Origin of the sequence: Roseovarius sp. BRH_c41 (assembly GCF_000961715.1) — a bacterium.
In the GTDB taxonomy this organism is placed as follows: Bacteria; Pseudomonadota; Alphaproteobacteria; order Rhodobacterales; family Rhodobacteraceae; genus Roseovarius.
Genome location: NZ_LADY01000071.1, coordinates 33,050 through 46,520 on the forward strand (window position 1 = coordinate 33,050; position 13,471 = coordinate 46,520).

General features: G+C 60.8%; 8 protein-coding genes. 6 read left to right on the plus strand and 2 right to left on the minus strand.

Features of this window, described 5'->3' with window-relative positions:
* Positions 1–25 precede the first annotated feature (25 nt).
* The gene (locus VR71_RS23960; protein WP_045686807.1) at positions 26–658 is read right to left on the minus strand and encodes a LysE family translocator; all 633 of its coding nucleotides are present in this window, start codon (positions 656–658) and stop codon (positions 26–28) included.
* Positions 659–1,413: 755 nt separating this feature from the next.
* Here VR71_RS23960 and VR71_RS25480 point away from each other — a divergent pair.
* Positions 1,414–6,462 carry an ExeM/NucH family extracellular endonuclease gene (locus VR71_RS25480; protein WP_296430859.1) on the plus strand — a complete coding sequence of 1,683 codons (5,049 nt, stop codon included), beginning with the start codon at positions 1,414–1,416 and terminating at the stop codon, positions 6,460–6,462.
* 360 nt (positions 6,463–6,822) lie between these two features.
* On the opposite strand, the gene VR71_RS25485 is transcribed toward VR71_RS25480, so the two are convergent.
* Positions 6,823–7,131: a hypothetical protein gene (locus tag VR71_RS25485; RefSeq protein ID WP_296430860.1), complete on the minus strand. Its 309-nt coding sequence runs from the start codon at positions 7,129–7,131 to the stop codon at positions 6,823–6,825.
* Between the two features lie 104 nt (positions 7,132–7,235).
* Here VR71_RS25485 and VR71_RS23970 point away from each other — a divergent pair, with 104 nt between their 5' ends.
* The 5 genes from VR71_RS23970 (at position 7,236) to VR71_RS23990 (ending at position 13,467) form a co-directional block, all read left to right on the plus strand.
* Entirely contained in the window at positions 7,236–7,820 is a 585-nt protein-coding gene (locus VR71_RS23970; protein ID WP_009817784.1) for an ANTAR domain-containing response regulator, read from the plus strand.
* Positions 7,817–8,989, plus strand: a complete 1,173-nt coding sequence (locus tag VR71_RS23975; protein ID WP_009817785.1) for a CmpA/NrtA family ABC transporter substrate-binding protein — start codon at positions 7,817–7,819, stop codon at positions 8,987–8,989. Before VR71_RS23970 ends, VR71_RS23975 begins: the two co-directional genes overlap by 4 nt.
* A 267-nt stretch (positions 8,990–9,256) precedes the next feature.
* A complete protein-coding gene (locus VR71_RS23980) occupies positions 9,257–10,624 on the plus strand; it encodes a CmpA/NrtA family ABC transporter substrate-binding protein (RefSeq protein WP_045686808.1) in 1,368 nt (455 codons plus the stop codon).
* A 75-nt stretch (positions 10,625–10,699) separates the two neighbouring features.
* Positions 10,700–11,776: an ABC transporter permease gene (locus tag VR71_RS23985; protein ID WP_045686809.1), complete on the plus strand. Its 1,077-nt coding sequence runs from the start codon at positions 10,700–10,702 to the stop codon at positions 11,774–11,776.
* A gap of 5 nt (positions 11,777–11,781) precedes the next feature.
* Entirely contained in the window at positions 11,782–13,467 is a 1,686-nt protein-coding gene (locus tag VR71_RS23990) for an ABC transporter ATP-binding protein (protein ID WP_045686810.1), read from the plus strand.
* Positions 13,468–13,471 lie beyond the last annotated feature (4 nt).

The window sequence follows — 13,471 nt, forward strand, 5'->3', positions numbered from 1 at the left end:
CTGTTCCGTGTGAATTGCGGGGGGTCTAGATGTCGCCCCAGGCAGACCAGACCATCCATGCCCCGAAAGCCAGAAAGATGATGCCCGTCAGCAACCGGCCTCGCTGCGCGTGCTCGGGCTTGCTGAGCAGTCGGACAGCATGTCGTGCCCCAAGCGCATAGCCGCCCAGAACGACCAGTTTCACTGCGACAAAAGTCGATACCAATATGGCAAGAACTGCCGGACCACTTCCTGCAGGGATGAACTGGGGGAACAAAGCGGCGAAGAAAAGAACGGCTTTCGGATTGCTTATGCCGACGCCGAATGAATGGACCCATAGCAGCAGGCTACTGCGCGCATCTGCTGATCTGACGGCTGATGGGTCTGGTCGTGGCGGGGGCGTGCGCAGAAAGGTCAGACCGAGCCAGATGATATAGGCCGCACCGGCAAGGCGCAGGACGAGGAAAGCCGTGGGATAGGTGGTCAGCAAGGTGCCGAGACCCACAATGGAAAGCGTGGCCAGCAGCGCGATGGCGATCAGATCGCCGCTGAGCGCGGCCAATGCACGGCGCCACCCGTGGGCGACGGCATTGTTGACGATGAACAACGTGGATGGTCCCGGTGTCGCAACCTGTGCCGTGCTGACGATCACAAAGGTGAGATATGCGGAAAGCTCCATCACGCCCCCAAATCAGGCAGATGACATGCAGGTGTCGCGGAATGGGTCGGGCAGGGATTGATCATGGTTCTGTCCTTCGTGCTGCGGGGGACCTGAGACCTTGATGTAACAGCTAACTTTGACCCCTGCGACGCAGTGGCTGCGGTCATGGTGCCGGTCTTGCTGTCACCTTGGGGACGGACGGCAGCGCGGCCAGAGTCCAGGGTTTCGCAGACGTCGGTTGAGACACGCCGTCAGGGCTATGCTTCGACCCTGACCGTGAAACCGGACAATCCGACCCTGCCGGGGTTGACCGAGAATGAGGTCTGATGCCTCAGGCAGGCTGCGGCCATCGGCATCCCGGCGGCAGAGGCGACGACAGACCTTTCTGATCTTCCCTCAGCCTTCGCGCGAACGCATGACGTGAGCAGAAGGGCGAAATCTGCGACCTGTTTCTGGATGGACACTTTGGCGCGATGTACGAAAAAGACAATTTTATTCAGCGTCCTGTCTTGCTCCGTCGCGTTCTATGGCGATTATGGGAAAGGTCTTGATAGTGCCTCCCGAGGCAGAGGCCTGAGGTTCGAACCCTGATAAGTCCGCCATTTCCCTCCGAATTCTGAGAATACCCGGTCGGCAGCAGTGGCGAGCGGGCAGGGGCGATGATCCCACAAGACGCTCGCATCGGAAACGCCCAATTGTCGTGTTTGACACAAACCTTATACGTTTGCGTGTCACACCCACGACTATCATTTGATGCAGTCGGAGGAATCGGCATGACCGCTTGGTGGCGCAACTTTGCTTTTGGCACTCAAAAATCCAATGTTCTCAACGGAACGGACAAGAGGGATATCCTGCTCGGGTTTGGCGGGGATGACATCCTGTCTGGCGGTGGCGGCAATGATCTGCTCTTTGCCGGTTCGGGCAATGACATCCTTGATGGCGGAACAGGACAGGACGCGCTCCATGGGGACCGGGGCAACGACACGCTTGCCGGAGGTGCGGGCGATGATTTTCTGAGCGGCGGGCGTGGGTTTGACACGGCGGTCTATCAGGGCGGCATTGACGACTACCAGATTTCCGTGCGCGGCGGCTGGTTCGGGCGCACAGCAACGGTCTCGAGCGTCACCGCCACGGTGGCCGATGCTGGCCACGACCGGCTCACCGGGGTTGAGGCGCTCTATTTCGCGGCTGATGACCTGACGATCTTTATCGACGGGCGCAACAATGCGGTCATCGCGGGCGACGACAGCGCAACGGTGAGCGAAGATGGCACAACCGGTATCGCGGTGGCGGACCTTCTGGCGAATGACCGGGATTTCGACGGGGATACCGTCGCGATCACGGCGGTTTCGGCCAATTCCGAGGCTGGGGCCTCGGTTCGGATCGACGGTGATCAGGTGGTGTATGATCCCGGCTCGATCTTTGACCATCTCGACGATGGCGAGACAGCTACCGACAGCTTTACCTATACGGTCGATGACGGTCGCGGCGGCGTGACCGAAGCCAAGGTGACAGTCACCATATTGGGCGCCAACGATGCCCCGGTCCTGTCTGCCCTTGCCTCTGTCACCATCGACGAGAACAGCATTGCCGTTCCGGCGGATATTCTGGCCAGTGACGTCGATGGCGATGTGCTCAGCTTTGCGATCACCGGCGGGGCCGACGCCGCGCTGTTTGCGATTGATGCGGTGACCGGCGCGCTCAGCTTCGTCTCGGCCCCCGATTTCGAAGCGCCCGCGGATGCGGGGGGCGACAATGTCTATGACGTGCAGATCGGTGTGAGCGACGGGGATGTGACCACCACCGCCGATATTGCTGTGACGGTTGCCGATGTCGCAGAGATCGACGCGCGGATCAACGAGATCCATTATGACAACGCGGGCACTGATGTCGGCGAGTTCGTCGAAGTGCGGGTCGGCGCGGGGCAGGACGTCTCCGGCCTCTTGCTGGAATTCTACCGCGATGACGGCACCGTTTATGACAGCCGCAGCCTGCCTGATGCACCCGCGAGCAGCGAGGGTGGTTTCGACTATTACCTCGTCGAGATGCCCGTGAACGGCATTCAGAACGGCGCTGCGGACGGCATCGTCCTGTCGAACAATGGCCGGCTTATCGAACTGCTGAGTTACGAGGGCACGCTGACCGCGACCGAAGGCACCGCAGCCAGCGTCACCTCGACCGATATCGGTGTGGACGAGGGCAGCGGCACGCCCATTGGTGCATCGTTGGAGCGGGCCGAGGAGGGTGAGGGCTGGTCGGTCGCGGATCAGGACACGCGCGGGCTCAACAACGATTTCGTGCCGCTGGCGCAGCTTGTCATCTCCGAGATCATGCAGAACCCGGCGGCTGTCTCGGACGACGCGGGCGAGTATTTCGAGATCTTCAACGCCGGTGACAGCGCGATTGATCTCAACGGCTACACCATCTCTGACAATGATGCCGATGTCCATGTGATCGACAACGGCGGCCCGCTGCTGATCGCGCCGGGTGCGTTTCTGGTGCTGGGGCGCAATGCTGATACGGCCACCAATGGCGGGGTTGCGGTCGATTATCAGTATAGCGGCATCGCGCTGGCCAATGGGGCCGACGAGATCGTTCTGACCGACACCCAAGGCCGCGAGGTGGACCGCGTCGAATATGATGGCGGCCCTGCCTTTCCCGACCCGAATGGTGCCTCGATGGAACTGGTCGATCTGGCCGCCGACAACAACGATGGTGCCAACTGGACGACCGCGACGCAGAGCTTTGGCGCGGGCGATCTGGGCACGCCGGGGGCGGAGAACGGCACGCCGCCGCAGGTCTTTGTCGGGCGGATCAACGAGTTTCACTATGACAATGACGGCGCTGATATCGGAGAATTCATCGAGGTGCGTGTGGCCGCGGGCACGGACGTGAGTGCGACAACGCTCGCGCTCTACAATGGCAATGGCGGAGGTCTCTATGCGACTCTCAATCTGCCTGCGGCCCCGGCCACGTCGGATGGTGTGTTCGACTATTACGTGGTGGATGCGCCCGGCCTGCAAAACGGTTTCCCGGACGGGATCGCGCTGATCAACGGCGGCACGGTGGTCGAGTTCCTCAGCTATGAAGGGGCCATGATTGCGGCGGACGGGCCTGCGGCGGGTTTGACCTCGACTGATGTGGGTGTGGCCGAACTCGGCACCACGCCTGTTGGCTTCTCGCTCCAGCGCAATGCGGATGGCACATGGCGCGGCCCCGAGGCCGAGACCCGGGGGGGGGCCAATGACGGGGCCACACCGCCGCCGAGCGTGGCGATCAACGAATTCCGTGTCTCCAGCAGTGGTGCCAGCGATGATACCTCGAATTTCGTCGAGATTGCCGCGACGCCGGGGCAAAGTTTTGACGGGCTGACGCTACTCGCCGTGTCGGGTGAATTCGCGCCCGGTCAGGTCGATTTCGCGATTTCTCTCGATGGAGCTGTTGCCGATGAGAATGGCTTTCTTCTCATCGCAGAGGCGAGCAACCCGGCGCTCGGCATCGGTGATGTCGGCGTTGCGGGGCTGGATTTCTTTGGCTCGCCGCAGACATTCCTTTTGGTTGACGGCTTTACCGGTAGCGCGGGCGACGATCTGGATACTGACAATGACGGCACGTTCGACACCGATGTCGGCGCGGTTCTGGCGTCGGTTTCGTTGGTAGATGGCGATGCCACGCCGGATGTCAATTACAGCGCGACCGTGTTCGGGCCGGACGGCAGCTTTACTATGGCGGGCGGGGCACGCGACCCCGATGGCAGCGGTGATTTTGTGCAGTTGGATTTTGGTGACACCTCGGCCGACACGCCCGGTGCCACCAACGCCGCTGCTCCCGCCACCCCGGCGTTGATTTCCGAGGTGCAGGGCGCAGGCCCGGTCGCGGCACGCTTTGGTGAGGTTGTCACGGTGAGCGCGGTGGTGACCTATCTCGTTGACGATGGCTTCTTCCTTCAGGAAGAGGATGCCGACAGCGACGGCAATGACGCCACCTCCGAGGGGATATTCGTCTTCACCGGGGGCGGTTTTGCCCTGCCGAGCCTTGGGGATCAAGTTTCGGTAACCGGCACGGTGACGGAGTTTTTCGAGGAAACCCAGATCGGCAATGTCACCAATGTGACCGTGCAATCCTCGGGCAACCCGCTGCCGACCATGGCCGAGATCATGCTCTCAGAGAGCGCCTCGGATTTCGAGGCGGTGGAGGGTATGCGCTTTCGTCTTTCCAGCGGCATCGCGGATGAAGAGATCACCGTGATCGAGAATTTCAACCTCGACCGCTTTGGCGAGATCACTGTGAGTGCGGGCACCCAGACCCAGGCAACCCAGCTGTTTGATGCGCAGACCGAGGCCGCGCAGGTGGCGCAGGTGATCGAGGGCAACCTCAACAACCGGCTGATCATCGACGACGGGCAATCGGGGCAGAACCCGGATAGCTTCGAGTTCATCCCCAACCTGACACCGGGCGACAACGGCAACGGCATTCTTGACGCGGGCGATACTTTCACCGCCGGGGGGGCGACGCTGCGGCTCGGCTCGGAAATCACCGGGGTGACCGGCGACGCGGGGCAGGACGACATCACCGGCGTGATGCGGTTCGGCTTTGGCGAATACCGGATGCTGATCGATGGCCAACTGGTGATCGACCCGACCACCAACGAGGGCGCGCGCCCGGCCTTGCCCGAAGATGTGGGCGGCGATATTCAGGTGGCGGCGTTCAACGTGCTCAACTACTTCACCTCGCTCAGTGACGGCGCGGCGACCAATCCCGCCGGGCAGGCGCGCGGGGCGTCAACGGCCAGCGACCTTGAGCGGCAGACCACCAAGCTGGTCGAGGCGTTCTTCGAGACCGGGGCCGAGGTCTTTGCCATTCAGGAGATCGAGAATAACGGCTTTGGCGAGGGCTCTGCCATCGCGGCCTTTGTCGAGGCGCTCAATGCCGAAGCGGCGTTGCGTGGCTCTTCGGCCGTTTATGCCTTTGTCGATCCAACCGTTGACGGCGGCCCCATCGGGACAGACGCCATCACCACCGGCCTGATCTACGACAGCAACGCGCTCGATCTCGTCAGCTCCGATTTCAACGTGTTCACCGAGGCGTCGGCGGCAGAGACCTTTGCGCTTGCCGAGGTGCTCAACCCGGTCGTTGCCTCTGGCAATCAGTTGGAGGATTTCCAGCGCAACCGGCCCGTGGTGGCGGCGGAGTTCGAGGACAAGCTGTCGGGTGTCACCTTTACCGTGGCGTCCAACCATTTCAAATCCAAGGGCGACAGCGGCCTTGTGGGTCTGGTTGAGGCGGCGCAGGCGTATCTCGATGGCGGCGGCACCGGTATCACCCAAGCCGATATCGACGCGATGCGGGCCGATCCGAATTTCGATCAGGGCAACGGTCAGGGCTTCTGGAACGCGGTGCGTGCGGATGCGGCGGGCGAGCTTACCACATGGCTCGAGACCGGGTATAACGGCACCGGTACGGACAATGCCCTGTTGCTCGGCGATTTCAACGCCTATGCCAAGGAAGACCCGGTGCAGACCATTGCCGATGACCCGGATTATGTCGATCTGATCGACAGTTTCATCGGTCAGGAGGAGGCGTTCAGCTTCATCTTCGATGGCCAGCAAGGCACGCTCGATCAGGCGCTCGCATCCAGCGACATCGCTGGGCTCGTCACCGGCGTGACCGAGTGGCATATCAACGCGCAGGAACCGGATCTGCTCAACTACAACAGCCAGTTCAATAATCCCGGTTTCTTCAGCCCGGACGTGTTCGCCTCGTCCGACCACGATCCGCTGATTGTTGGGCTCGATACCCAGCCCGACCTGCTCGTCGGCTGAGTCAATGCCCCGGTCCTCCTGTGGGGGGCCGGGGTATGTCATGGTCTGGCAGTGCATCCGCGCAGGTGTTTTGTCCCGGCACCTGCCGGGTCACGTCAGATTTCCGAACCTTGCCCTTTAACCAACCGAGCGGTCGGAGGGTTTGCATGCAACAGAGTTGCCCCTCCGCTTGCTGCTGTGTGGATCCACTTCAAGGCATATAGGAAAGGGTTGCTAGGTTTCTGGAGGATCGGAGCGGTTACCCCTCATCCTCAAGGCTTTGGCGAATAGGCCACACGGATCTTGCTCGTTCTTGCGGATCTGGGGCGCTCTTGGAAAACGTCTCGAAGGCCGGAATTCGAGGGGATTTCGCGAAGGCGACTAAAGCCTGTCGTTGAGCCACTGCAGGATATCCATTTTCTCGTGCAGGACGGCGATGATGATGGGGTGGTCGATTGCGCGCCAGAAGATGTCGTGATCCTGCTCTGCGGTCAGCGTGAGTTCATAGTTCGCCATGTCATAGGCTAAACTCTTGCGCTCTTCGCTTTGAGTGTCGTCAAGGGATTTGCCGGAAAGCTGGCCGCGCCGCGCCTGCCCGATCTGACCGCATGTGGAAAACGGGTGTGGTGTCGAACCGCAGCGTCGGCAAACACTTGAGAACCTACCCAGGAAAATCGGGCTTTCGCCCATTTTATGGGCACACTGTTTGGGGTGGACATGTTCTGTAAAAGAAACATGTCCGTTTGATCGTCAATCAATTGCATCCTCCACAAGAACCATTGCACTTCCAGATCATGAAAAACTCGATCCGAATTGTCGTCGTCGAACAGGACCGCGACAGAGCCTTGGCAATTGTTGACGCCCTGAAAGACGCCTGCGCCTGTGACGTCCTGGTTGTCGGCGATACCAGTGGGTTGGAGCGGAAGATCGCGGGGTACGGCCCCGATATTGTCCTGATTGATATCGACAATCCGACCCGCGATATTTTGGAGGAACTGACCCTTGCCTCCGGGCCGCTGGAGCGTCCTGTGGCGATGTTTGTCTCGGGCAATTCCGATGGGCTGGCGGCAGCGGCCATCGAGGCGGGCGTTTCAGCTTATGTGGTTGACGGTCTGGCACCAGAGCGCCTCAAGCCGGTGATGGATACCGCGATTGCCCGCTTTGCCATGGTGCGGCAGATGCGCAATGAACTGGCCGAGACGCGGCGTGCCCTGGAAGAGCGCAAGGTCATTGATCGCGCCAAGGGGCTGCTGATGAAAGCTAAGGGCATTGATGAAGATGCGGCCTATGCGCTCTTGCGCAAGACCGCCATGGATCGGGGGCGCCGGGTCGCCGATGTTGCCGAGGCGCTTGTGACGGCAGCGGGGCTTTTGGGATGACGCGGGTCACGGTTCCTGTCGCCTATATGCCGCTGGTTGATGCGGCCCCTCTGATTGTCGCGCAGGAGATGGGGTTTGCGCATGCCGAAGGTATAGCGCTTGATCTGATTGCCGCGCCGTCCTGGTCTTCGGTTCGCGATATGCTGGCCTTTGGGCGGGTTGATGCGGCGCATATGCTGTCACCTGTTCCCGTGGCCATGGCCATGGGGCTGGGCGGTGTGGCGACAGCGATGAGTGCGCTTTCGGTGCTGTCGGTCAATGGCAACGTCATCGGCGTGGGCAAACCGCTTGAGGACCGGCTCCGGTCCATCGGCTTTGAGTTTGATTTCGCTGATCCTGCGAAGGCTGCCCGTGCCTTGGCCGAGGTTCGGCAGGGGCCGATCACCTTTGGCGTGCCGTTCCCGTTTTCGATGCATGTCGAACTGTTGCGCTATTGGAGTGCGGCGACCGAGCTTGGTGCTGATGGCATCGTGATCCGCACCGTGCCGCCACCGCTGATGGCGAACGCCTTGGCGGCAGGCGATATCGACGCCTTTTGCGTGGGTGAGCCGTGGGGTTCGGTGGCGGTGGAGCAGGGCGCTGGTGCGCTTTTGTTGCCCGGCGTCGCGATCTGGAGCTTTGCGCCGGAAAAGGTGTTGGCGGTGCGCACCGAGTGGGCCGAGACCGAGCCGGACCTCACGGGACGGCTGATGCGCGCAGTGTGGCGGGCCGGCCGCTGGCTTGCCGATCCTGATGCAAGGCTGACGGCAGCGACCCTGTTGTCGCGAAAATCCTATCTGGATCTTTCGCCCGAACTGATCGACCGGGCGCTGTCGGGGCATCTTGTGGTGTCAGACCGCGGCGAGCAGCGCCGGGTCGATGGCTTTTTGATGTTTCATCATGGTGCGGCGAATTTTCCCTGGCGCAGTCAGGCAAAGTGGATTGGCCAGCATCTTGCGCAATACCACGGCACTGGCACCAAAGCGGATATCGACGTCATAGCCAAGGTCTATCGCGCTGATCTGTACCGCATGCACATGGGCATGACCGGCTGTGACATGCCCGGCGCCTCCGAGAAAGTCGAAGGGGCGATTCTGCATGCGACCCCTGTGGCATCGGCGGGTGGTACGTTGACGCTCCTGCCCAATCGCTTTTTTGATGCACAGGTTTTTGACTTTCACCTGGATTGACCGTCGCTTTTTTGTGCAGATGAGAAAAGTGCCGGTGATCTGACACCTTTCCCCGCGAATTATATGGAAAGCTTTGCTGCGTTGCGGCATCGTTTGACTGTGCTCGCAACGATGTGAGCAAATCGAATTCCTCCCAGGATCGGGACACTCTGAGCAGGGCCGCTCACTCTCCGCCGGTATCATCCGGTGGTCAGTGTCGGCCCTATTTCTGTTCTTGTTCGGTCTTGTCTTTTTCCCGACAGACCGGGCGCTTTGAAAGGATACACCATGAGAAGGCTCCTTCTGAGCTTTGCCGCCACCACGGCTCTGGCCAGCCCGTCATTTGCCGAATTGCTTGATCTCGAAAAAGACGAACTGACCTTTGGCTTTATCAAACTGACCGATATGGCGCCGCTCGCGGTGGCCTATGATCAAGGCTATTTTCTTGACGAGGGATTGTTTGTCACGCTGGAGGCGCAGGCCAACTGGAAGGTGCTTCTGGATGGTGTGATCGACGGTCAACTGGATGGTGCGCATATGCTGGCCGGTCAGCCGCTGGCGGCGACGATCGGTTACGGGACGCAGGCGCATATCGTCACGCCCTTCTCGATGGACCTGAACGGCAACGGCATCACCGTGTCAAACGAGGTCTGGGAGATGATGCGCCCGCATATCCCGTCTATGGATGATGGCCGTCCACAGCACCCGATTTCCGCCAAGGCGCTGGTGCCCGTGATCGAGGAGTTCAACGCCAGGGGCGAGGCCTTCAACATGGGAATGGTGTTTCCCGTGTCGACCCACAATTATGAACTGCGCTACTGGCTGGCCGCCGGCGGCATCAATCCGGGGTATTACAGCCCCGACAACATCTCGGGCCAGATCGAGGCGGATGTCTTTCTGTCGGTGACCCCGCCACCGCAGATGCCTGCCACGTTGGAGGCGGGGACGATCCACGGCTATTGCGTCGGCGAGCCGTGGAATCAGCAGGCGGTGTTCAAGGGAATCGGCGTGCCGGTCATCACCGATTACCAGCTGTGGAAGAACAATCCCGAAAAGGTCTTTGGTCTGACTGAAGAGTTCACCGAACAGAACCCGAACACAACGCTGGCCATTACCAAGGCATTGATCCGGGCCGCCATGTGGCTCGATGAGAACGACAACGCCAACCGCGCGCAAGCCGTGGAGATCCTCAGCCGCCCGGAATATGTCGGCGCGGATTACGAGGTGATCGCCAACTCGATGACCGGCTTTTTCGAATTCGAAAAGGGCGACAAGCGCGACATCCCGGATTTCAACGTGTTCTTCCGGTACAACGCGACCTATCCGTTCTATTCCGATGCGGTGTGGTATCTGACACAGATGCGCCGCTGGGGGCAGATCGACGAGGCCAAGCCGGACACCTGGTATGACGAGATTGCCAGGTCGGTTTACAAGCCCGACATCTACCTTGAGGCGGCGCGCCTTCTGGTCGACGAAGGCCTGGCCAACGAGGCGGATTTTCCCTGGGACAGCGACGGTTACAAAGAACCGACGCCCGCGGCTGATATCATCGACGCCATTCCCTATGACGGGCGCGCGCCCAATGCCTATCTCGACAGCCTGCCGATCGGCCTGAAGGGCGAACAGACGGTCGATGGCAATGAGGTCAAGGGCTGATCCGCGCCTGCAAACACGCTGTGCTCCGGGCTTGGCCCGGGGCCTTTCTCTCTCGCCGATGAGGACATGTGAGACATGACAACCGTTGATCCCAATTTCGCCGAAACAAAAGACCGCGAGGCGCGTCGCGCCCGGCTTTTTACCCGTATCAATGCGGCCGATAAATGGTTCCAGGTTCTGGGCCTGTCCTGGCTGACACCTGTTCTGAGGGCCGCAGCCGGCGACAACCCGAGCGCGCAGATGAAGGAAATCTGGCGGCTTCTGGCGGTTCCGGTCATCGCGATTGTCGTTTTCCTGATGCTCTGGGGCACGCTGGCGCCGAAAGTGCAGACATCGCTTGGTGCGGTTCCCGGACCTGCTCAGGTCTGGGCCGAGGCTGTCAACCTGCACGAGGACGCGCTGGCCAAGGCCGACAGCAAGGCCCGGTTTGACGCGCAGGTCGCGCAGTTGAACGAACGCCGTGTCCAACAAGGGCAGGAGCCGGTTGCGCGCGCATATACCGGGGCGCCGACCTATTACCAGCAGATCTGGACCTCTATTCAGACGGTGTTCTTTGGCTTCTTGATTGCAACGGTCGTCGCCGTGCCGCTTGGGATCGCCGCGGGTCTGTCGCCGATCGCCAATGCCGCGCTGAACCCGCTGATCCAGATCTTCAAGCCGGTCTCGCCGTTGGCATGGTTGCCGATCGTGACGATGATCGTCTCGGCGCTGGCGGCCTCCAATGACGGGATCTTGGCCAAGAGCTTTGTCATTTCGGCGGTGACAGTGACGCTCTGTTCGCTCTGGCCGACCCTGATCAACACCGCCCTTGGTGTGGCGAGTATCGACAAGGATCTGGTGAACGTCTCGAAGGTGCTCAAGATGAACACCTGGACCAAGATCACCAAGCTCGTCCTGCCGTCGGCTCTGCCTTTGATCTTTACCGGGTTGCGTCTGTCGCTTGGCGTGGGCTGGATGGTGTTGATCGCGGCTGAGATGCTGGCGCAGAATCCCGGTCTGGGCAAGTTTATCTGGGACGAATTCCAGAACGGCTCCAGCTCCAGCCTCGCCAGGATCATGGTCGCGGTCCTGAGCATCGGCATCATCGGCTTCCTGCTGGACCGTGTGATGTATGCGCTGCAATCGCTCTTTACCTTTACGAACAACCGGTGAGCGCCATGGGGATTTTGACACTCGACAAGGTAAGCCAAAGCTATGGCACTGGTGCGCATGCCAGCCATGTGCTCAACGATATCAACCTGGACGTGCAAGAGGGCGAGTTCCTGGTTCTTCTTGGCTTTTCCGGGACCGGCAAGACGACGCTGATCAACCTGATGGCGGGGCTTGAAACGCCCACCAAGGGCAAGGTCACCTTCAAGGGCGCGCCGATTACAGAGCCCACCCCGGAACGCGGCGTGATTTTCCAAAGCTATTCCCTGATGCCCTGGCTGACGGTGAACGGCAATGTCCGGCTGGCCGTTGACACGGTTTTCCCCGGTCTGTCGAAGGCGGAAAAGGCCGAGAAGGTCGCGCATTACGTCAAGATGGTAGGGCTGAGCCACGCCGCCACGCGCCGTCCAGCAGAGTTGTCGGGCGGCATGCGCCAGCGGGTGAACGTGGCCCGCGCTCTGGCCATGAACCCGGAAATGCTGCTGTTGGACGAACCTCTCTCGGCGCTGGATGCGCTGACGCGGGCCAATCTTGCCGATGAGATCGAGGGCATCTGGCAGGCCGACAGGAAGACCTGCGTTCTGATCACCAATGACGTGGATGAGGCGATTATCCTCGCGGACCGCATCATCGCGCTGAACCCGGACGGCACGCTTGGGACAGAGTTCAAGGTGACCATTCCGCGCCCGCGCGACCGGACCCGAATGAACACCAACGAGACGTTCAAGCGTCTGCGTGCGGATGTGACCAAGTATCTGATGGAGGTCGGGATCGAGGCCAAGGTCGAGGGAACGCGGCATTTGCCGAACGTGACGCCGATCCACGGTGTGCCGGCAGCGGTCAAGGAGGCGCAGCACGGTCTGATCGAAAACCGGTTCCTCGATTTTTCTCAGCTGCACAAGGTCTATCCGACGCCGAACGGGCCGCTGACGGTGGTCGAGAATTTTGATCTGAAGATCGACAGGGGCGAGTTCATTTCGCTGATCGGGCACTCGGGCTGCGGCAAATCCACGGTGCTGACCATGGCCGCCGGTTTGAACCCGATCTCCAAGGGGGCGATCAAGCTGGACGGGCGTCATGTGGAGGGGGCGGACCCTGAACGCGCGGTGGTGTTCCAGTCGCCGAACCTCTTCCCATGGCTGTCGGCGCGCGAGAACTGCGCCATCGGGGTGAACAAGGTATACCCGAAGGCGTCTCAGGCCGAACGGCAGGATGTGGTGGAGTACTACCTTGAACGCGTCGGTCTGAGCGATGCGATGGACAAGCCTGCCAGCGATATGTCGAACGGCATGCAGCAGCGCGTGGGGATCGCGCGGGCCTTTGCCCTGTCGCCGAAACTGCTGCTTCTGGATGAACCCTTCGGCATGCTCGACAGTCTTACCCGCTGGGAATTGCAGGAAGTGCTGATGGAGGTCTGGAGCAGGACCAAGGTCACGGCGATCTGTGTCACCCATGACGTCGACGAGGCGATCCTGTTGGCGGACCGGGTCGTCATGATGACCAACGGACCGAAGGCCACCATCGGCAAGATCACCCATGTGAATTTGCCGCGCCCGCGCACTCGCAAGGCCCTGTTGGAGCATCCTGATTACTATGCCTATCGTCAGGAGGTTCTTGATTTCCTTGAAGACTACGAACACGGGGCGACGCCAAAGCCCAAACTCGCGGCCCCAAAGGCCGTCGCGGCGGAGTGAAGAC

Bases quoted from the DNA above. Each gene is read 5' to 3' on its own strand.
- VR71_RS23960 (WP_045686807.1), bottom strand. From the start codon at position 658: ATGGAGCTTTCCGCATATCTCACCTTTGTGATCGTCAGCACGGCACAG.
- VR71_RS25480 (WP_296430859.1), top strand. From the start codon at position 1,414: ATGACCGCTTGGTGGCGCAACTTTGCTTTTGGCACTCAAAAATCCAAT.
- VR71_RS25485 (WP_296430860.1), bottom strand. From the start codon at position 7,131: ATGGGCGAAAGCCCGATTTTCCTGGGTAGGTTCTCAAGTGTTTGCCGA.
- VR71_RS23970 (WP_009817784.1), top strand. From the start codon at position 7,236: ATGAAAAACTCGATCCGAATTGTCGTCGTCGAACAGGACCGCGACAGA.
- VR71_RS23975 (WP_009817785.1), top strand. From the start codon at position 7,817: ATGACGCGGGTCACGGTTCCTGTCGCCTATATGCCGCTGGTTGATGCG.
- VR71_RS23980 (WP_045686808.1), top strand. From the start codon at position 9,257: ATGAGAAGGCTCCTTCTGAGCTTTGCCGCCACCACGGCTCTGGCCAGC.
- VR71_RS23985 (WP_045686809.1), top strand. From the start codon at position 10,700: ATGACAACCGTTGATCCCAATTTCGCCGAAACAAAAGACCGCGAGGCG.
- VR71_RS23990 (WP_045686810.1), top strand. From the start codon at position 11,782: ATGGGGATTTTGACACTCGACAAGGTAAGCCAAAGCTATGGCACTGGT.